Annotated in this window: 12 protein-coding genes; 9 read left to right on the top strand and 3 right to left on the bottom strand. The window is 70.8% G+C overall.

Annotation, left to right across the window (positions count from 1 at the left end; translation table 11 throughout):
* Window positions 1–22 precede the first annotated feature (22 nt).
* Window positions 23–1738 carry a multicopper oxidase family protein gene (locus ACFV9T_RS10680; protein ID WP_385438357.1) on the bottom strand — a complete coding sequence of 572 codons (1716 nt, stop codon included), beginning with the start codon at window positions 1736–1738 and terminating at the stop codon, window positions 23–25.
* A gap of 317 nt (window positions 1739–2055) precedes the next feature.
* Here ACFV9T_RS10680 and ACFV9T_RS10675 point away from each other — a divergent pair, with 317 nt between their 5' ends.
* A complete protein-coding gene (locus ACFV9T_RS10675) occupies window positions 2056–3417 on the top strand; it encodes a glutamine synthetase family protein (RefSeq protein ID WP_385438356.1) in 1362 nt (453 codons plus the stop codon).
* A gap of 21 nt (window positions 3418–3438) precedes the next feature.
* On the opposite strand, the gene ACFV9T_RS10670 is transcribed toward ACFV9T_RS10675, so the two are convergent.
* On the bottom strand, window positions 3439–4422 hold the full coding sequence (locus ACFV9T_RS10670; protein ID WP_385438354.1) for a LacI family DNA-binding transcriptional regulator: 984 nt from the start codon (window positions 4420–4422) through the stop codon (window positions 3439–3441).
* Window positions 4423–4800: 378 nt separating this feature from the next.
* On the opposite strand from ACFV9T_RS10670, the gene ACFV9T_RS10665 reads away from it, so the two are divergent.
* The 3 genes from ACFV9T_RS10665 (at window position 4801) to ACFV9T_RS10655 (ending at window position 11499) form a co-directional block, all read left to right on the top strand.
* On the top strand, window positions 4801–6219 hold the full coding sequence (locus ACFV9T_RS10665; RefSeq protein WP_385438351.1) for a sugar porter family MFS transporter: 1419 nt from the start codon (window positions 4801–4803) through the stop codon (window positions 6217–6219).
* Between the two features lie 33 nt (window positions 6220–6252).
* Window positions 6253–6624, top strand: a complete 372-nt coding sequence (locus ACFV9T_RS10660; protein ID WP_385438349.1) for a universal stress protein — start codon at window positions 6253–6255, stop codon at window positions 6622–6624.
* 63 nt (window positions 6625–6687) lie between these two features.
* Entirely contained in the window at window positions 6688–11499 is a 4812-nt protein-coding gene (locus ACFV9T_RS10655) for a trypsin-like serine protease (RefSeq protein ID WP_385438347.1), read from the top strand.
* Here ACFV9T_RS10655 and ACFV9T_RS10650 read toward each other — a convergent pair.
* Window positions 11487–14693: a bifunctional [glutamine synthetase] adenylyltransferase/[glutamine synthetase]-adenylyl-L-tyrosine phosphorylase gene (locus ACFV9T_RS10650; RefSeq protein WP_385438344.1), complete on the bottom strand. Its 3207-nt coding sequence runs from the start codon at window positions 14691–14693 to the stop codon at window positions 11487–11489. The genes ACFV9T_RS10655 and ACFV9T_RS10650 overlap by 13 nt on opposite strands.
* Before the next feature lie 658 nt (window positions 14694–15351).
* On the opposite strand from ACFV9T_RS10650, the gene ACFV9T_RS10645 reads away from it, so the two are divergent.
* From ACFV9T_RS10645 to ACFV9T_RS10625, 5 genes are all read left to right on the top strand, one after another.
* Window positions 15352–15594 (top strand): acyl carrier protein, encoded by a 243-nt coding sequence (locus ACFV9T_RS10645; protein ID WP_385438342.1) that lies wholly within the window; start codon window positions 15352–15354, stop codon window positions 15592–15594.
* Entirely contained in the window at window positions 15591–16808 is a 1218-nt protein-coding gene (locus ACFV9T_RS10640; protein WP_385438339.1) for a beta-ketoacyl-[acyl-carrier-protein] synthase family protein, read from the top strand. Before ACFV9T_RS10645 ends, ACFV9T_RS10640 begins: the two co-directional genes overlap by 4 nt.
* A gap of 58 nt (window positions 16809–16866) precedes the next feature.
* Complete coding sequence (locus tag ACFV9T_RS10635; RefSeq protein ID WP_385438337.1) at window positions 16867–18699, top strand: acyl-CoA dehydrogenase; 1833 nt, start codon at window positions 16867–16869, stop codon at window positions 18697–18699.
* Window positions 18700–18822: 123 nt separating this feature from the next.
* Window positions 18823–19782, top strand: a complete 960-nt coding sequence (locus ACFV9T_RS10630; RefSeq protein WP_385438335.1) for an LnmK family bifunctional acyltransferase/decarboxylase — start codon at window positions 18823–18825, stop codon at window positions 19780–19782.
* 110 nt (window positions 19783–19892) lie between these two features.
* The gene (locus ACFV9T_RS10625; protein ID WP_385438333.1) at window positions 19893–21089 is read left to right on the top strand and encodes a serine hydrolase domain-containing protein; all 1197 of its coding nucleotides are present in this window, start codon (window positions 19893–19895) and stop codon (window positions 21087–21089) included.
* Window positions 21090–21121 lie beyond the last annotated feature (32 nt).

Genomic DNA, 21121 nt, shown 5'->3' with positions numbered 1-21121 from the left:
CGGACCCCGGCCCGAGCCGTCGTTACTTCTGGTAACCGAGGATCGTCATCATCCCCGACTCCGAGTGGTAGACGTTGTGGCAGTGGACCATCCACAGCCCCGGATTGTCCGCGTCGAAGTCGACGCTCACCTTCCGGTGCGGCAGCAGGATCGTGGTGTCCTTGCGCGCCCCGCCGTCCGGCAGCCCGTAGGTGTGGCCGTGCACATGCACCGGATGCCACATCGGGGTGCCGTTGATGAAGGTCAGCCGCACCCGCTCGCCCGCCCGCACCGGATAGCGCTGCGACGGCTCGTACGGCTTGCCGTTGATCGCCCAGTCGAACTTCCGCATCGAGCCGGTGAGCCGCATCCTGATCGTGCGGTCCGGCGGGCGCGACTCCAGCCGAACCGATTCGTCGGCCTTCAGCTGGTCCGCCCAGACCAGCTTGCCGTCCAGCTCCTTGGGGCGCTTGAACTTCTTCGCACCCTTGCCGCTCGTGTGGAGCACGGCCAGCGTGGACCGCTTCTTGCCCTCGGCGAGCGCGGCCAGCGGGAACACCCCGCTCTTCGCGGTGACCAGTACGTCGTACCGCTCGCCCATGCCCAGCAGCAGCGCGTCGGTGGTCTTGTGCCGCACGGGATAGCCGTCGGTGTGGGTGATGGTCATCTTGTGGCCGCCGAGCGCCACCCGGAAGGCGGTGTCGCCGCCCGCGTTGATGATCCGGATCCGGATGCGGTCGCCGCGCTTGGCCCGGAAGACCTGCGGGGAGTCGGGGGTGCGCCCGTTGATGAGGTAGTACGGGTACGTCACGTGGCCCGCGTCGCCGCCCAGCAGCCTGCTCGTGCCGCCGGTCGGCGCGGCGGACGCGGCGGAGCGGGTGGGGGAGGGGGACGGCTTGGCGCCGTGCCGGGCCATCGGCGGCGCGCTGGTCGCCCCCACCGCGCCCACCACACCCACCGCGCCCATCGCACCTGGCGCACCCATCGCACCTGCCGCACTCGCCGCACTTGTCGAGGCCGCCGCACTCGCCGTGCCCGCCGCCGACCCGTGGTCCATTCCGTGGGCCATGGGACGGCCGCCGTTCAGCTGCCGCAGCACCTTGTCCGGGGTCCGGCCGCCCACCCCGTCGAGCCAGTCGTCGAGGACGACGATCCACTCCTTGTCGTACTTCAGCGGCTCCTTCGGGTCCTCGACGATCAGCGGCGCGTACAGCCCCCGGTCGAGCTGGACGCCGGTGTGCGGGTGGACCCAGTACGTGCCCGGGTTGACCGCCGTGAAGCGGTAGTCGAAGGCCTCGCCGGTCTTGAGCGCCGGTTGGGTGATGCCGGGGACGCCGTCCATGTCGTTGCGCAGCCGGATGCCGTGCCAGTGCAGCGTGGTGGGCTGTGGCAGCTGGTTGACGAGGGTGAGGGCGAGGGTCTCGCCCGCGGTGACCCGGAGCGCCTGGCCGGGCACCTGGTCCTCGTACGCCCAGGACTTCACCTTGCGGGCGCCGAGGTCCAGCGTGGTGGCGGTGGCGGTGAGCTGGACGTGCCGGTCCGGTCCAGGGCCACGCCGGTGCTCGCGGTCCTGGACCTCCGGGCCGTGCGGGGAGATGTACTCCGACGGGGGCGCCGCGGCCGGTCCCGCGTTCCCGCCCAGCCCGGAGTTGTCCATTCCGTAGTCGCCGCCCGGGGACGTGCAGGCGCCGAGCAGACTGCCGCTCGCGACGGCGATTCCCGCGCCGAGCACGGCGCGGCGAGAGTGTTCGTGTCGCATGAGCGCTCCGCTCCGGTCTCATCCTCCGATGATCATGATAATGCGACAGCTTACCCCTAAGGGGTATCAAAATGGGTCATTGTGGACCGGAGGTGGGCTTGAGTCGCCCTAGGTCACCCCCGTCCTGCCCCGTCCCGCCGAACGCGCGGGTCCGGGAGCGGGCCGCATGAAAGTACGATGCACCCATCGTGTCGGAGCGCGAGGAGCGGGTCGGGGCGGGTTGGAAACCTCGCCGAAACCCCGCCGCGTGATACTGGGGCTGTCGAGGTGCCCCGCGCCCGTTGAAAGAGCCGTTTGACCTGCAAGGATAGGGGACCATGGATAAGCAGCAGGAGTTCGTGCTCCGTACTCTCGAAGAGCGCGACATCCGGTTCGTGCGGCTGTGGTTCACCGATGTCCTCGGTTTCCTCAAGTCCGTGGCCGTCGCACCCGCCGAGCTGGAGGGCGCCTTCGACGAGGGTATCGGCTTCGACGGCTCCGCGATCGAGGGCTTCGCCCGGGTCTACGAATCCGACATGATCGCCAAGCCGGACCCCGGCACCTTCCAGATCCTGCCCTGGCGCGCCGAGGCCCCCGGGACCGCCCGGATGTTCTGCGACATCCTGATGCCGGACGGCTCCCCCTCCTTCGCCGATCCGCGCTTCGTGCTCAAGCGCATCCTCGCCAAGACCTCCGACCTCGGCTTCACCTTCTACACCCACCCCGAGATCGAGTTCTTCCTGCTCAAGCAGAAGCCGATGGACGGCACCCGCCCGGTGCCCGCCGACTCCTCCGGCTACTTCGACCACACCCCGCAGAACATCGGCATGGACTTCCGCCGCCAGGCGATCACCATGCTCGAATCGATGGGCATCTCGGTCGAGTTCTCCCACCACGAGGGCGCCCCCGGGCAGCAGGAGATCGACCTGCGCTACGCCGACGCGCTCTCCACCGCCGACAACATCATGACCTTCCGCCTGGTCATGAAGCAGGTCGCGCTGGAGCAGGGCGTCCAGGCCACCTTCATGCCGAAGCCGTTCTCCGAGTACCCCGGCTCGGGCATGCACACCCACCTCTCCCTCTTCGAGGGCGACCGCAACGCGTTCTACGAGTCGGGCGCCGAGTTCCAGCTCTCCAAGGTCGGCCGCTCCTTCATCGCCGGGCTGCTCCGTCACGCCGGGGAGATCTCGGCCGTGACCAACCAGTGGGTCAACTCGTACAAGCGCATCTGGGGCGGCTCCCAGCGCACTGCGGGCGCGGGCGGCGAGGCCCCCTCGTACATCTGCTGGGGCCACAACAACCGCTCCGCGCTGGTCCGGGTCCCGCTCTACAAGCCCGGCAAGACCGGCTCCACCCGGGTCGAGGTCCGCTCCCTGGACTCCGGCGCCAACCCGTACCTCTCCTACGCCGTCCTGCTGGCCGCTGGTCTCAAGGGCATCGAGGGCGGCTACGAACTCCCGGCGGGCGCCGACGACGACGTCTGGGCGCTGTCCGACGCCGAGCGCCGCTCGCTCGGCATCGAGCCGCTGCCGCAGAACCTCGGCGAGGCCATCACCCTGATGGAGCGCAGCGAACTGGTCGCCGAGACGCTCGGCGAGCACGTCTTCGACTTCTTCCTGCGCAACAAGAAGCAGGAGTGGGAGGAGTACCGCTCGGAGGTCACCCCCTTCGAGCTGCGCAAGAGCCTGCCGGTGCTGTAGCGGTTCTGTAGCGCGGCGGGCTCAGCGGGTGCGGGGCGGGCCCGTGCTGCCTCGGATGACGAGGGTCGGGTCGAGGACGATGTCGCGGTCCGCGGTGCGGCCCTCGTCGAGGCGTTCGACGGCCGCCCGGACCGCGCGTTCGGCCACCTCGGTGGTGTCCTGGCGCACCGAGGTGAGGTCGATGAAGGAGAGCTGGGCGAGCTGGCTGTCGTCGTAGCCGACGATGGACACGTCCGTCGGCACGGTGAGGCCCGCGCGCAGGAACGTGTTGAGCACGCCGTGGGCGCAGCGGTCGTTGCCCGCGATGACGGCGGTGGGCAGCTCGCCCTGGCGCAGGAGTTCCCGGGCCGCCCGGGCGCCGGACTCCTCGGTGTAGTCGCCGGGGAGGATCCGGATGTGCTCGGCGAGTCCGTGGCGCTCCATGGCGGTGCGGTAGCCGCGCCGCCGTTCGTCGGCGGCGGGCATCGTGCCGCCGTCGATGTGGATGATGGCGCGGTGGCCGAGTTCGGTGAGGTGGTCGACGGCCTGCCGTATCCCCCTGGTGTCGGCGGTCCGTACGACGTCCACTCCGGCGGCCCGTGTGCACGGGCTGATCTCTATCAGGGGCGTGTGGCCCGCGACCCTGGCCAGGTGCTGCGGGCTGGACTCGGCGCCGATGATGATGATGGCTTCGCTGCGCAGGCCGAGCAGTTGCTCCACGGCCTGGCGCTCGTCGCGGGTGGCGACCATGGCACTGAGTGCGAGGTGGTAGCCGTGCTTCTGGGCGGCGGGGTAGAGGGCCTCGACGATGCCGACGTCGTGCGGGTGGCGCATGGTGAACAGCACGCCCAGCTGGCGGCTTCGGTTGCGGCGCAGCAGCTGGGCGGCGGTGTCGGGGCGGTAGCCCAGCTCCTCGGCGGCCTCGAACACGCGCTGGCGGGTGAGGGAACTCGCGCCGGGCTGGTTGCGGAACACCAGGGAAACGAGGGCCTGTGAGACGCCCACGCGCGCCGCGACGTCGGACATGGTCGGGCGTTTCGGGCGTATCGGGGGCGATCCAGGTACGCCCGTCTGGTCGGTGATCCCTGGATCTCGCATGCGTGCCTCCCGCGCTCAGGTATTGACATGCATAACACCGCAGCACATAGTACCGGGAACCTAGTACGTATTAGTAGTACGAACAAGCGCCCGGCTGTGCGTCACACACGACGCGGGGGCGCTGTCGCCGCGGCTGAACCATGCCCGCCCCCAACCCGGCGCCGCCGCACACCACACGGTCGCCTGAGCGCGCTGAACCGGCGTACCCCCGTCGGCGCACGCCGCCCGCCCCTCGCCGGACCGGGGCTGAACTTCCATGAACTTCCACGAACTTCCCCCAGGAACGCTCGAAGAGGAGCCACCGGCATGACCAGGACCAGCCCAAGCCCCGCCTCCCACGGATTGCCGCCGGACGCACCGGGACCCCACTCGCGACGCCTGGGCCTCGTCTCCGTCATCGTGACCTTCGGCGGCCTGCTGTTCGGTTACGACACCGGTGTGATCAACGGTGCTCTTGAACCGCTCACCGCCGATCTCGGTCTGACCGCGTTCACCGAGGGAGTGGTCGTCAGCATCCTGGTCTTCGGCGCCGCCTTCGGCGCCATGATCGGCGGGGCGATGTCCGACCGGTACGGCCGCCGCCACAACATCCTCATGCTGGCCCTGGTGTTCATGGTCGGCACCGTGGGCTGTGTCCTGTCGCCGAACTGGGAGATCCTGGCCCTGTTCCGGTTCATCCTCGGGCTCGCCGTGGGCGGTGCGTCGGCGACGGTTCCCGTCTACCTGGCCGAGATCGCCCCGGTCGAGCGGCGTGGCAGCATCGTCACCCGCAACGAGGTGATGATCGTGAGCGGCCAGTTCGCCGCGTTCGTCATCAACGCGCTCATCTTCAACATCTGGGGCGAGAGCGACGGCGTCTGGCGGATCATGCTGCTGGTCGCCCTGCTGCCCGCGATCGGGCTGTTCATCGGCATGCTGCGGCTGCCGGAGAGTCCGCGCTGGCTGGTCGCCCAGGGCCGGGACGACGAGGCGCTCGCGGTCCTGTCCCAGGTACGCACCGCCGAGCGCGCCCAGGCGGAGATGGCCGAGGTCCACCGGCTCGCCGAGGAGGAGCGGACCGCGAAGACCGCCGGTGCGGTGGACCTCGGGGTGCGCTGGGTCCGCGTGCTCATCCTGATCGGGGCCGCGCTGGGCATCTGTCAGCAGTTCACCGGCATCAACTCCGTCATGTACTACGGCACCCAACTGCTCGGCGACGCCGGGTTCTCGGGCGACTCGGCCATCATCGCGAACACCCTGAACGGCGCGTTCAGCGTCATCGGCATCACCGTGGGCCTGTCGGTCATCAACAAGCTCAAGCGGCGCACCATGCTGCTCGGCGGGTTCGCCCTGACCACGACGTTCCACCTGCTGGTCGGCCTCTCCGCGATGCTGATGCCGGACGGCGCCGCGAAGGCCTGGTTCATCCTCGTGTTCGTCGTGCTCTTCGTCTTCTCCATGCAGGCCACCATCGGGCCGCTGGTCTGGCTCATCCTCTCCGAGATGTTCCCGCTGAAGATCCGCAGCATGGCCATCGGCATCAGCATCTTCGTGCTGTGGATGGCCAACGCCCTGGTGGCGCTCGGCTTCCCGCCCGTCGTCAAGGCCATGGGCATCTCCAACACCTTCCTCGCCTTCGCCGCCTTCGGTGTGCTGGCCCTCGTCTTCATCGGGAAGTGCGTCCCCGAGACCAAGGACCGCTCGCTGGAGGAGCTGGAGGACGACTTCCGCGCGCGCTACTCCTGATCCATCCCCTCGCGAAAGAAGGGTTCACCCACCATGACCGTCATGACCGCCGTCGCCGAGGGCCGCGAAGGAGACCAGGCCCTGGTCGCGGGCATCGCCGAAGCCCGGCTGCTGGGCACCGACCTGGTCGTCGTCAACCTGCGCCTGTCGGCGCTGGACCACACCGGCCTGCCCGACGACCTCACGATCACGCTCGTCGAACGCAGCGGCCCCGGCGACCGGGACCCGGTCGACGCCGTCCTGGACGAGATCGAGGCCCGCCCCGGCATCGACCGCCTCGTCATCGGCATCCGGCGCCGCTCCCCGGTGGGCAAGGCCTTCCTGGGCAGCGTCAGCCAGCGGCTGCTGCTGCAGAGCCCCGTCCCCATCGTCGCGGTCAAGCCCCCGGCCGACCGCTCCCCGTGAGGGGGTGCGGTCGGCTACCGTGAGTGCGGGTGCGGACACGACGGGGGTCGGGGGTACGTGACGGTGGCAGCTGTTCGCGAAGAGGACGCCCTGACGCCCGCGCTGGTACGGATCCGTACCGCGTCCGGGGCTGTCGTCGGCGCCGGATTCCTCGTGGCCGCGGACGTGGTGTGCACCTGCGCCCATGTCGTGGCCCGGGCGCTCGACCTGCCCGAGGTCCCCGTGCGACCCCCGGCCGGTGCGGTGCGGTTGGACTTCCCACTGCTGCGCGATGCGGAAGGGTCCGTACCGGCCGCGCATGCCACCGTCGCGACCTGGCGGTGGGCCGACGACGGTACGGGTGACGTCGCGCTGCTGAGGCTGGACCGCCCGGTGCCCGGCGCCCGCCCGGTCCCGCTGGTGGACGGTACGCAGGTGTGGGGCCACGGCTTCCGCGTACTGGGCTACCCGCGCGGTGCCGAACAGGGCGTATGGGTGGCCGGGACGCTGCGCGGGCCGCAGAGCGCGGGCTGGCTGCAGATGGAAGCGGAGTCGGCGGGCCGCCGCGTCACACCCGGCTTCAGCGGCTCCCCGGTGTGGGACGAGGCGCAGGGCGGCGTCGTCGGCATGACCGTGGCCGTCCAGCGGGGCGACGCCTCGACCACCGCCTACCTCATCCCGTCCGCGTCCCTGGTCGACGAGCGGGTGCTGCGCCCCCGCTGTCCCTTCCGGGGCCTGTCGCAGTTCCGGGAGGAGGACGAGGAGTTCTTCCACGGCCGCGAGGACGACGCCCGCCGCCTGCGCGCCGCCGTCGGCCGCGCCATGCTGACCGTGGTCGTCGGCCCGTCGGGATGCGGTAAGTCGTCCCTGGTCCGGGCCGGCCTGCTCCCCGCGTTACGGGCGGCGGGCACAACGATCTCCGAACTCCGCCCAGTCCCCGGGGCGCGCCCGGTGGATGCCCTCGCCCGCACCGTGATCCCGCTCCTGGAGCCGCACGCGGACGAGGTGGCCCGCCTCCGGATGGCAGCGGAACTGGCCGACCTGCTGCGGGGATCGGCGGCGGATGCCGGTTCCGGTTCCGGGCCGAGTTCCGGCCCCGAACCGGGCGCTGCCCCCGGGCGGGACTCCGGCTCCGGGCTGGCCGCCGCTCCCGGGCTGGGCAGCGGGAATGCGGCGGATGCGGCCCCCGCGCAGGGCGCGGAGCATGCGGCGGTCGCCGATGCTGCGGCGGACGCCGGGCGCGCGGCGGGCGCCGCCCCCGGACCGGGGGCGGATTCTGGGCTGGCCCCCGGCTCCGGGGTGGGTGCCGATCCCGGGATGGGCGGCCATGCGGCGGACGCCTGCGCCGAGCGGGCCGCCGTCCCCGGTCCTGATACCGGTTCCGGGCTGGGTGCCGATCCTGCGCCGGGTGCCGGGCATGCGGCTGGGGTCGATTCTGGGGCGGAAGCCGGATTCGGGGCGGACGCCTGTCCCGAGCGGGCTGCTGTCCCTGGGCCGGGGGCCGGTTCCGGGGCGGACGCTGATCGTGCGCCGGGTGCCGATTCTGCGGCGGGCGCCGTGCCCGAGGTGGGCATCGGGCTTGGCGTGGCCGCCGGGGTGGGGGTGCGCCTCGCCGCTCGGGGTGGGCCGGGTGGGCATGTGCTGTTCGTCGACCAGTTCGAGGAGTACGCCGCGTCCGAACCCGCCGCCGCCCGCGAGCTGTTCGGCCTCCTCATCGCCCTCGGCAGCGAGGCCGGGCCACCGCAGGAGCGGGCCCTGCGCATCGTCGTCACCGCGCGGCCCGAAACCCTCGACACCCTCGTGACCCCGCGTACGGCGGACGTGCTCAGCGATGCCACCCGGTTCGTCGCCCCGCTGTCCTCGGACAACCTGCTCCGGGCGATCACCGCGCCGGTCGACGCCGTCCCCGGGCTGTGGTTCGAGCCGGGGCTGCCCGAGCGGATCGCGGCCGACGCGGCGGAAGAGCCCGGACGGATGCCCCTGGTCGAGTTCGCCCTGACCCGGCTGTGGGAGCGGCGCAGCCGGTCGATGCTCACCCACGCCGCCTACGACGCGCTGGGCGGCGTACCCGGGGCGCTGGTGGGCTACGCCGAAGACGTCTTCCGCGACCAGGTCACCGAGGCCGAGGAGACGACCGCCCGGCGGCTGTTCGCCCAGCTCACCCGTCCCGCCGACGACAGCGGCGGCTTCTCGCGCCTGCCCGCTCGTACGGCCGACCTCGAACCCGACCTGCGCGCCCTCGCGCGAAAGCTCGGCCCCACCAAACTGGTGGTCCACGGCCGGGCGCCCGACGGCGAGGAGATCGTCGACCTGGCCCATGAGGCGCTGACGAGACTCTGGCCAAGGCTCCACCGCTGGCTCGTGGACTCCGAGGAGTTCCGGGCGTGGCAGGAACAGCTCCGCGCTGATCGGCGGCGCTGGCGGGAGCAGGGGAACGAGCCGGGCGGCCTGCTGCGCGGCGGCACCCTGGCCGCCGCCGTCGACCGCCTGGCCCGGCAGCCCGAGGACATCACCCCGGCGGAACGCCAGTACATCGAGGCGAGCCACCGCCACGAGCGGCGCGGCAGACGGCGGTGGCGCATGGTGACCGCCGGGCTCACCGCGCTGGTCCTGGTGGTGGCGGCCCTGTCGTTCGTCACCTGGAGCGGTCAGCAGCGGATCGAACAGCAGCGGCGCACCGAGGCGTCCGGCCTGCTCGCCGAGGCGGCCAACCGCCGCGTCGGCAGCCAGCCCGCCACGTCCCTCCAACTCGCCCTCGCCGCCTGGCGCACCCGTGGCACACCGGAGGCGTCGGCGGCACTGCTGCGCCAGTACGCGCGGGGCCAGCGGCTCACCGGCAGCCACCCCGCCTCGTGGCCGGGCCGCTTCTCGCGCATGACGGCGACGCCGGACGGCCGTACGGTGGTCATCCGCTCCGTCCCGGAGCGCGGCAAGCGCAGCGTCGTCACGGTGGTCACCGGCCTGCTGGAGGGACGCCCCCGCCCGTGGCGGCTGCCGGGCGTCCCGGCCGCCGACGCCAGCGGCGCCATCAGCCCGGACGGCCGCGCCTACGCCATCGGCACGGCGGATGGGGACGTCCGCGTCTGGGATCTGCGGAAGCGCACCGGACCGCGCGTGCTGCGCACCGACGACGAGTCCGGCCTCAAGGTCTTCGCGACCACGCTGGACTTCAGCGGCGACGGCCGACGGTTGCTCAGAACGCTGACGTCGCAGTCCACAGAGGACGTCGGACTCTCGGCGTGGGACGTGCGGACCGGCCGTCGGCTGCCCACCGGACGGGATCTGATATCCGAGGGGTACGGCTCGGACGCCGCTTTCACCACCGATCCTGGAACGGTGGTGTTCACCCGCATCGCGGACCGGCGCCCCCGCCTGCGGGCGGAACTCCATGACCTGCGCACCGGCCGTCTGCTGCGGACCGTGCCCGCACGCGAGGACGTGCACATCAGGGGAGGGGGCGAACTGGTCCAGACGGTCGAGACGAGCGAGGAGCGCCGTTCCCGGGTGCTGAAGGTCGGCCGTACGGCCAGGCACGTGGCGAACGCACCCGCCGGGCCCGGCGTGAAGCCGGACGTCACCGGCGAGTACAGCGTCTCGTCGCAGACCTCCGAGGACGGGTACTTCGCCCAGCTGACGCTGACCGCGCTGCGCACCGGCAGGACGTACGCGGCCAGGGTCCCGGTGTCCTCCACCGTCGACGTGACCACGGATCAGGCCCTCGGCGCCGTGCCGCGTACCGATGGGACGCTGACCGTCTTCGCCGCCGCCGGGGACGCGCTCATCACCGCGCGGGCCGTGCCGTTGACACCGCCCCCGGACGACCCGGGTGTCGACGCGATCAACCTGCGGTGGCAGCCGTCCCCCGACGGCAAGCATGTGGCCAAGGTGTTCGGCGACCGTCTGGAGATCCGCCCCGCCGATGGGGGAGCGAGTAGGACGGTGACCCTGCCCTCGGCGTCCCGCCTGGCGTACGGCTGGGAGCCGCGGTGGGCGGCGGACTCACGGCGGATCATCCTGTGGGGCCGGGGGTCGCACCGCCTCCAGGTGATCTCCACGGACAGCCCCCGCCCCGGCGCCGCGCTGGACCTGGCGGGAGTCCTGCCCGGCGGACCGGCGGGGGAGCTGGAGGCCGTGGAGCCCATGCGCGGAGGCGGAATCGCCGTGCTCACCACGAACGGCACCCTGGTACGGGTCGACACGGCCACCGGGAAGCCGCTGGCCCGGCCGGTGAACGCGGGGCGCCTCTCGCCAGAGGCGGCCTCCGACATGCTCGTGGACTCCGGACAGCTCCGCGCCCGGCCCGGCCACCCCGACCAGCTGGCGGTGGTCACCCGGGACGGAATCCGGGACGGAGAAGTCCAGCTGTGGGACCTGCGCGCGCGCAAGCGTCTCAGGACCCTCTCGGTGGGCCCCGTCGAGGGCGAGTACAGCGATGACAGACCGTGGTCGGGCATCGCCTTCACCCCGGACGGGGAGCGTCTGGCGACGGAGAACACCGACCACTTCGTGCGCATGTGGAACGCCGACCGGGGCACCGCGCTGGACAAGCCCCTGCCGATCGGTGAGGACGACAGGTTGGTGGGCTTCGCCACGCGGGACCGCCTGGTCACCCGGGGCGGGACCGAGGGCCGTTTCACCGTCTGGAACGCCGACACGGGCGGTTCGGTCGCCGAACTGCCCTACCCCGGCGGGATGCGCGCCGTGTCCGTCGGCGGCGGCCGCCTCCGCACCGCGGGCGAGGGCTGGTTCCACACCATGGACCTCGACCCGGGCCGCGCCTTCCGCCGCCTCTGCGCCACCGTGGACCGCGACTTCACCGCCGCCGAGCGCAGGCTGCTGCCGCCCGGTGCTCCGCGCGACGCGCCCTGTTCTGCGGCGGGGCGTCAGTCCTCGTAGTCGTAGAACAGCCGCTCCACCACCGCCCGCGCCCGCCGCGTCGTACGGCGGTAGTCGTCCAGCATCTCGCCCACGTGCCCCGGGCCGTAGCCCAGGTAGCGCCCCACCGCGGCCAGTTCGCGCGAGTCGCTCGGGAACGTGTCGCCCGGGCGGCCGCGGACCAGCATCACGCCGTTACGGACCCGGGTGGCCAGCACCCAGGCCTCGTCCAGGATCTGGGCATCCTCCGTGTCGATCAGCCCGGCCGCGTGCGCCGCCGCCAGGGCGCGGCGGGTGCGGGTCGTACGCAGCCCCGGCTCCGCCCAGCCGTGGCGCATCTGGAGCAGCTGAACCGTCCACTCCACATCGCTGAGCCCGCCACGGCCCAGCTTGGCGTGGGTGGTCGGGTCCGCGCCCCGGGGCAGGCGCTCGGACTCCATCCGGGCCTTGAGGCGGCGGATCTCGCGGATCGCGTCCTCGCCCAGCCCCTCGGCCGGATACCGCAGCGGGTCGATCAGCTCGATGAACCGCGCCCCGAGGCCCGGGTCGCCCGCGACCGGCTCGGCGCGCAGCAGCGCCTGGCTCTCCCAGACCAGCGACCAGCGCCGGTAGTACGCGGCGTACGAGCCGAGGGTGCGCACCAGCGGGCCGGACTTGCCCTCCGGGCGCAGATCGGCGTCGATGAGCAGCGGCGGATCGGCGGTGGGCAGCTGCAGCAGCCGCCGCATCTCGTTGGCCACGGCGAACGCGGCCCGCGAGGCCTCCTGTTCGTCGGCGCCCTCGCGCGGCTCGTGGACGAACAGCACGTCCGCGTCCGAGCCGTAGCTCAGCTCATGGCCGCCGAACCGGCCAAGGCCGATCACCGCGAAGCGGGTCGGCAGCTCGTCGCCCCAGGTGTCCCGGACCGCCGCGCGCAGCGCGCCCGCGATGGTCGCGGCGTTGAGGTCGGAGACGGCATCGCCGACCAGATCGGCCAGCCCCGCCGCGTCCGTCGGCTCCTCGGCCGGTGCCGGATGGCCGGTGGGACGGGCCGGAACGTGCGGCTCCGAGTCGCGCAGCGCGCGCGGCACCTCGGGCGCCTTCGACGGCAGGGCCGTGTGGGGAGCGGCCGTGCCGGGCTCCTCGCCCGGGGGCGGCCAGCTCACGGTGGGCCGTACCGCCCCGTTGGCCAGCCGGGCGCTCTCGATCACGTCCGCCGCCGCCGTACGGAACAGCTCGCGCCGCCGCACCCCGCGCGCCGCCGCCACCGCCTGCTCGGCGCCCTCCGCGCGGCCCACCGCGGCCAGCACCTCCTGCTCCAGATGGTTCCGGCCGCGCGGACGCAGCCCCTCCGGATCGCCCAGCAGGGCGACCGCCTCGGGGGCGCGCAGCAGCAGATCGGGGGCGAGGCGCCCGGCGGAGAGCACCCGCGCCAGGTTCTCCGCGGCCGCGCCCTCGTCCCGCAGCAGCCGCAGATACCAGGGCGTCTTGCCCAGCGCGTCCGAGACCTTACGGAAGCCCAGCAGCCCGGCGTCCGGGTCTGCGGAATCGGCGAACCAGCCCAGCAGCACGGGCAGCAGCGTACGCTGAATGGCTGCTTTCCGGGACACACCGGACGCCAAAGCCTCCAAATGACGTAGGGCGCCGGTCGGATCCGCGTAGCCCAGTGCCTCAAGCCGCTGACCCGCCGCCCGGGAGCTGAGCCGCGCCTCGCCCGGCTCCAGCTGGGCGACCGCGTCCAGTAGCGGCCGGTAGAACAGCTTCTCGTGCAGCCGCCGCACCTCGCGCGCGTACCGCCGCCACGCCGTTCCCAGCTCGGCCACCGGCTCCGTGCGGAAGCTCAGCGAGCGGCCGAGCCGCCGCAGATCCGCCTCGTCCTCCGGCACCAGATGGGTGCGGCGCAGCCGGTACAGCTGGATGCGGTGCTCCATGGAGCGCAGAAAGCGGTACGCCTCGTCCAGCGCGGCCGCGTCCGAGCGCCCCACGTAGCCGCCCGCCGCGAGCGCGGCGAGCGCGTCCAGGGTGGTGCCGCTGCGCAGCGACTCGTCGGACCGTCCGTGCACCAACTGCAGCATCTGCACGGCGAATTCGACGTCCCGCAGGCCGCCTGGGCCCAGCTTCAGCTCCCGGTCGACCTCCGCGACCGGGATGTTCTCGACGACCCGGCGGCGCATCTGCTGCACATCGGGTACGAAGTTCTCGCGCTCGGAGGCCTGCCAGACCAGCGGCGCCACCGCGTCCACGTACGCCTGCCCGAGCGCGCCGTCGCCCGCCACCGGCCGGGCCTTCAGCAGCGCCTGGAACTCCCAGGTCTTGGCCCACCGCTGGTAGTAGGCCAGATGGCTGGAGAGCGTCCGCACCAGCGGCCCGTTGCGCCCCTCCGGCCGGAGATTGGCGTCCACCGGCCAGATCGTGCCCTCGATGGTCACGTCCGAGCAGATCCGCATCAGCCGCGCGGCCAGCCGGGTGGCCGCCTGCACGGACTTGCCCTCCTCCATCCCGTCCACGGCCTCCGCCACGAAGATCACGTCGACGTCCGAGACGTAGTTCAGCTCGCGCCCGCCGCACTTCCCCATCCCGATCACCGCCAAGCGGCACGCCGCGGCGTCCTCGGGCTGCTCCTCGGCCGCGATCTCCAGCGCCGCCCGCAGCGTCGCCGTCGCCAGATCCGCCAGCTCGGCCGCCGCCTGCGTGACATCGGTCGTCCCGCACACATCCCGCGCCGCGATCGCCAGCAGCGCCCGGCGGTACGCGACCCGCAGCGCGTCCGGCCGAGGCATCCCCGCCCCCGGCTCGCCCCAGATCCCCTCGGCCAGCGCCTGCTCGAACTCGGGCGTCGTCGGATGCAGATCCGCCGGTTCGTACGTCACCAGCGACTGCCAGGCCTGCGGATGCCGGGCCAGATGATCACCCAGCGCCTCGGACGCCCCGAGCACCCCCAGCAGCCGGTCCCGCAGCGGCTTGGCGGTGACCAGCGTGTCCAGCAGCGCCTGCCGCGACCCCGCCTCCTCCCCGCCCCCGGCCTCCTCGGGCAGCGCCTCCACCAGCCGCACCAGCCCGCGCAGCGCCAGATCCGGATCGGCGGTCCCCCCGAGCGCGTCCAGCAGCACGGAATCGGCCCGCACCCCCGCCACCTCGGGCGAGTCCAGCAGCCGCTGCGCGGCGGAGGGGTCGGTGAAGCCGTGCCGCAGCAGCCGGGTGAAGGTGCTGCTCCTGCGTCCCTGCGGTACGGCCATGCGCGCCGCCTCCGTCCCGTGTGCTCCGTCCACGCCCTGCCGTGATCAAGGCCCGCGGTCGAGCCTAAGCGACGCGGACCGCGAAGCGGCAGGTCCGGGGAGGTGGGGGCGTGCGCCTGGGCGGGATGGGACATCGCACCACGCGAGAACCGTTTGGCAGCGAGACACGTAGTGGTGTGGAGAGCGCTGGTCTCAGCGGCTCGTCAGAGAACCCAGAAGGAGCAGGTGACGACTGTGTCCGAGTCGGCGGGACAAGAGCAGCAGCCGCAGTCGGCGGGGCAAGACAACCAGCAGTCGGCGGGACAAGGGCAGCAGACGGCTCTTCAGGCACTTGGACAACTGATGGAAAGTCAGGCCCTGGCCCGGAACCCCGTCGGCTCGCACGCCAATTCGCTGCAACCGCCCACGCAGGGGCAGCCCGAAGCGGGGGCCACCCCGGGGCCGCTGCCCAAGAGGGGGCGTCCGCCGAAGCAGCAGAGGCGGCGGTAGAGCCCCAGGATGCAGCTCTCGTAGAGGGAGCGAGCGGCCGCGCGAACGCTGATCACTGAGGCCATCAAGACCCCGCCTTCGGGTGCACGGCGGGAAATAGTCAAAGCAGCGCATTTGTCAATCCGGCCCGAAGAGGTCGAACAGTTCTCCGGGAACGATGGAGTGAAACATGAGTGTTACCTACGACCGCCTGGCGTCTCTGCTCACGACGAAGCTGGGTGTGGCGAGTGAAGAGATTACTCCTGACGCCACCTTTGAAGAACTGGACGTGGACTCGCTGGCGTTGGTGGAATTGACAGATATTCTTGACGCCGAGTTCGGGATAACACTTGATGAAAGCGCGGTTGCGAAAGACTCCAAGCTCAGCGAGGTGGCCTCCCTCATCGAAGCGTACGAAGCGGATCGTTCGTGACTACCACGGTCGCGGTCACGGGACTGGGTCTGATCACTCCGGCCGGCATCGGACGGGAACAGAACTGGGAACGCGTCTGTGATGGCACGGGCCTTGCCGCCGCGGACCCCGAACTCGAGGGTGCCCTGGTGGAGTTCTCCTGCAGGGTGCCGGAGTTCGACGCCGCGGATGCGGTAGGGGCCCGGGAGGTCTGGCGAACGGACCGATTCGTTCAGTTGGCGCTGGTGGCGGCCCAGGAGGCCATCGCTGACGCCGGGTTGGACCCGGGAAGCTGGGACGGCGGCCGCGTAGGCGTTGTGGTCGGCTCCGCCGCGGGTGGGATCTCCACGCTGGAAGCTCAACAGAAACGTTTCCTGGAGCAGGGCGGTAAAGGAGTCTCCGCACTCTTACACCCCATGTCGCTGGTCAATATGGTGTCAGGACGCTTGGCCATCGAGTACGGGGCAACGGGCCCCAATCTGGTGACGGCGACGGCGTGCGCCTCTGGCGCGACGGCCATCGGCGTGGCCAGGGACCTCCTGGCCTCCGGTGCGTGCGATGTCGTTCTCGCCGGCGGCACCGAGGCGGCGGTGACCCCCACGTTCGTCTCGGGGTTCGCGCGCATGGGCGCCCTCTACAGCGGGACACTGCCACCAGATCAGGCCTCCCGCCCCTTCGATACGCGGCGCGACGGCTTCGTGATCGGGGAAGGCGCCGGAATGCTGGTGCTCGAACGCCTTGAAGACGCGCGGAGGCGTAACGCCCGGGTGTGGGCCCGCCTGCTGGGCTACGGCGCCACCTCCGACGCCCATCACGCCACCTCCCCTCACCCTGGCGGCCTGGGAATCGAGGACGCCATGCGTCGCGCCTGCCGTGACGCCGGCGTGTCGCCGGAGCACATCGGGCATGTGAACGCCCACGGGACCTCCACTCCGCTCAACGACGCGGCCGAGGCAGGCGCTATCGACCGCCTCGGTTCACCAGACCTCGCCGTCACGTCGACCAAAGGGGTAACGGGCCATACTCTCGGCGCGGCCGGTGCCATCGAAGCCGCCTACACCGTGCTGAGCCTCGCCCACCAGGTGATCCCCCCCACCGCCAACCTCACCCGAACAGACCCCGAGGTCCGGCTCGATGTGGTGTGCGGTGCGCCGCGCAAGGTGGAACTGGCCCACGCCCTGAGCAACTCGGCAGGGTTCGGCGGGCACAACGTCAGCCTGCTGTTCGGCGCCTGACGATATTCCTCCGTCCATCACCGCAACACAACAATCTCCCCGTGGAGGCATGTCCGTTATGGCGACGGCGCTTGATCAGGAAATCCCAATATCCACCGAAAAAGCGGAGCGCGACGAACTCATCGACCTGGTATTCGACGGCGCCTTCGAGTCCCTTCACCGGCCGGTCCGCGAGGCAGTGGCAGATCCTCTCTTTGACCGGCACGAGGGCCTGACGATGAGCGAACAGGGTCGCCTCGCCTATAAGCGTGTAGCCCTGATTCACCGGCGCGCAGGGAAGGCCGAGGAGATTGTCGCCGACCCGAGGAAACTGTTCGCGATCACCGAATGGTCCTCGTTGATGGACACCACCACGCTGCCCTTGCTGTCCGTGCACTACAACCTGTGCCTGGGTACGATTCTTGACCACGGCCAGGACCGCGACAAGCTCGAAGACTACGTCGAAGAGCTGTCGTCCATGAGCTCGGTGGGAATGTACATGGTCAGCGAAGTCGGATGGGGCAACAACGCGGCCAACCTGCAGACTCAGGCCGTGTACGACGCCGCGACGGACCAGTTCATTCTGAACACACCAGAGCCGCGGGCACAGAAATTCATGGCTTACACCGGCATTCAGGACGTGCCGAAAGTGGCCGTGGTCATGGCCCGGCTGATCGTCCGGGGCACCGACTGCGGGGTTTTCCCCTTCCTGGTCCGGATGTCCGATGAGCACGGCCTGAAGGCCGGGGTGCGGGCAACCGCGCTGCCGGAGAAGCCCGGTTTGGCCCTGGACAATGGCGTCACCTGGTTCGACCACGTCCGCCTGGAGCGGCGCGCCTTTCTCGGAGGAGCAATAGGCAGCATCACCCCCCAAGGCGAGTTCGTCAGCGGCATCCGCAGCCGGCGCCGACGGTTTCTCGCCTCCCTGGAGCGGGTGCACGCCGGCCGGCTCTGCCTGTCCACTGCCCTGGTCTCGGCGGGGCGCGCGAGCACGTACATCGCCGTCAAGTACAGCCTGCGGCGCCACACCTTCGCCCCCGCCCAGCCAGACGTACCGCTGCTGGCCTACCGCAGCCAGCAGACTGCCCTGTTCCGCGCATTGGCCGATGTCTATGCGATGACCTTCCTGATCAATCAGGTCAAGCGGCAACTCGTACGCTCCAGCGACGGTGACACGGAACGACTCATCGCGATCACCAAGGCGTTCACCAGTTGGACCGTGACCGACGTCCTCACTGTCTGCCGTGAACGCATAGGTGCGCAGGGCGTGTTCGCCGCCAATCGCATCGCGGAATACATCTCCATGGCGCAGGGCGTCGTCACGGCCGAAGGCGACAACCTGCCCCTCCTCGCGAAGAGCGCCAACGAACTGCTCGCTCTTGCGGAGCCTTCCGCGAAACCACTTCCGCACCGTGGCAGCCTCACCGACTCGTGGTACCACTGGGATCTGCTGCGCTACCGGGAGAGTGTGGTGGGCTGTGACACCGCCCGTTCCATGCGCCGGTTCATACGCGGAGGCGGCTCCATCTTTGACGCCTGGAACCATCACATCAACGCCGCGCTCGACGTGGGTCAGACACATGGAGCCTCCCTCGCCGTGAAAGCCTTCTCGGAGGCGGTGGCGAGCGCCCGCTCCCCCCGGACCGCACGGGCGCTTCGCCTGCTCGCGTCGATCTACGCGCTGGGGCTCACCCAACGGCACGCGGCCTGGTACATGGCCCACGGCGTCCTGACACCGTCCCAGGCAGGCCGTATCCCCGCCCTGATCGAGAGACTGTGCGCTCTGGTCCTCCCTGACGCGGAGTTCCTGATCGACGGCTTCGCACTGACGGATGAATTCCTTCGCGCCCCGGCTCTCACCTCCGAACTGTCGGCGTACGACGCCCGGCCTCACCACGGCCCCTCCGCGTGACCGCCGCGCCCACTGCCACCATGGAAGAGAAACCCGCGTGACGACATGAGTACCCCGACCTCCCTACGGCCCTTCAGTTTTACGCGGGTGGACCGCATGGGGCCTGCAGCACTACGCCGACTGGTGACCGTGGAACCGGGGATGTGCGGTCCTACGAAGGCATTCGCCGCCTGCGTCGGCGACTGGACCTGGGAATCGGTGAGCGACGCCTGCGGATTCGACGTCTTCAATGCCCGCGACGACCAGGGGAGGCCGACATACCTTTCCTTCTACTACTACCGGATCACCTCCGGAGGCAGCTTTAACCTCAAACAGCTCACTTTTGGTGACCGGCTGGAAGTGCAATCCCAGGTATTCAATACCGGACGCCGGTCCGTCCTCACCGTGCACCGGCTGCGGCGTATCACCGGGCCCGAGGATGACTACGTCATCGCACCTTTCGAGGTGAGCGAGGCGTACACACGGCATCGAGAGGACTGCATCTATGTCGAGAACCTCAACGTGTGGGTCTCTCGCCGCGGAACACAGACGAATGTCGGCCTGGCACATTCTCCGCCGGTCGGGTTCGACAACACCGTCCTCCCCACCCTGCCCGACGCGTACTCGCCACGCTTCCTGTGTAACCAGGCCCGTAGCCAGCACGTCTTCCCCGATCCGGTCACGGACTCCTGGCCACGCCGCGGTCCCGACTTCGCCGTCGAATACCCCATCGACATCACACTCGATGTCAACGGCGCGGGGCTGCTCTATTTCGCATCCTTCTTCTCGATCGCCGAGCACGCTCAGCTGAAGCAGTGGCGCTCCCTCGGCCGGTCGGACCGTGCTTTCCTCGACCGCGTCATCCGTGACGCGCGCATCTGCTATCTCGGCAACGCCGACCTCGACACGACGCTCCGGCTGAGACTGCGCTCCGTTCATCACCCGCAGGATCCGGCAGAGGAGAAAACCGACATCGTCATTGATGACCTCTCCACCGACCGCACCATTGCTGTCGCCGCCTTCCGTTACCGGTCGCGTGCGACCACCCAGGGAGAGTGCGGAACCCGGTCGGTACAGCGGGCGCTACCCGCGCAGGGGGGATGACACCCCCACGAGATGGCCCGCCTGCATGATCGTGACGCACGGCCGGAGCTCCTAGCGTGATGGCCACACCGCGACGGTGGCCCGACCGATACGCAAGGAGCGTACGACTGATGAAGACCAAGCTCACCTCCCGTGTGGCGGCCACGACGCTGGTGACCGCGCTGGCCTGCGTCGGCTTGACCCTGCCCGCTGCCGGCGCGACCGGGCCCTCGGACGGGTCGGCGCGGAGCGCGACGCACAGTACGTCGCACAGCAGGGCGTTGCAGTCACACGTGGACACGATCATGAAGACTGGGACCGTCGCCGTCGTGGCCCGGTCGACCGGCCCGGAAGGCTCCCGGTACGCCACCGGCGGGGTGGCCGACCAGGCCACGGGCGACGCCGCGCGCCCCGGTGACCGTTTCCGTATCGCCAGCGCGAGCAAGACGTTCGTCGCCACGGTGGTGCTGCAACTCGTCGGCGAGGGACGCCTGTCACTGGATGACACCGTGGAGCACTGGCTGCCCGGAGTCGTGTCCGGCAACGGCAACGACGGCAGCACGATCACCGTACGGCAGCTGCTCCAGCACACCAGCGGACTGTTCGACTACGCGGCCGACTTCCCCGAGTTCACCAGCATGGCCGGCTACCAGGCCGACCGCTACACCACCTGGTCCCCGCGGCAACTGGTCGCCATCGCGATGCGGCACGCCCCAGGCTTCGAGCCCGGTGCCGGGTGGTCGTACTCCAACACCAACTACATCCTCGCCGGAATGATCATCGCGAAGGTCACCGGTCACACCTGGGCGCAGGAGGTCACCGCGCGCATCATCCGCCCGCTGGGTCTGCGCGATACCCTCGCCCCGACGACGTACCCGCGGATACCCGGCCGCCACCTGCACGGTTACTCCAACTTCGAGGAGGCGGCGCCGCCGATCGACGTCACCGGGTTCAACCCCTCCGCGGGGGGTGCGGCAGGCGCCGTGATCAGCACGACGGGCGACCTGACCCGCTTCTACCAGGCGCTCCTCGGCGGTCGACTGCTGCGCCCGGCGCAGCTGGTGGCCATGAAGACGACCGTACGGGCCCCGGAGCTCGACCCCGGATGGCCGGGCATTCGCTACGGGCTCGGCCTGATGCAGATTCCGCTTTCCTGCGGCGGCAGCTACTACGGCCACGGGGGTGACCAGCCCGGCTACACCACTCGCGACGGCGTCAGCGGGGACGGCCGCCGGGTCGTGGTCCTGAACGCAACCGGCGACGGCTCGTCCGACTCGTCCAGCCAACAGACCCAGAACGACCTGATCGATGATGAACTCTGCGGGTAAGACCGGACAGCACTCTCGATGTCCACGACATC

It is taken from the genome of Streptomyces sp. NPDC059850 (assembly GCF_042731515.1).
GTDB lineage: Bacteria > Actinomycetota > Actinomycetes > Streptomycetales > Streptomycetaceae > Streptomyces.
The sequence above is the reverse complement of the archived record's forward strand: the minus strand, read 5'-3'. Positions and strand labels throughout refer to the sequence as shown.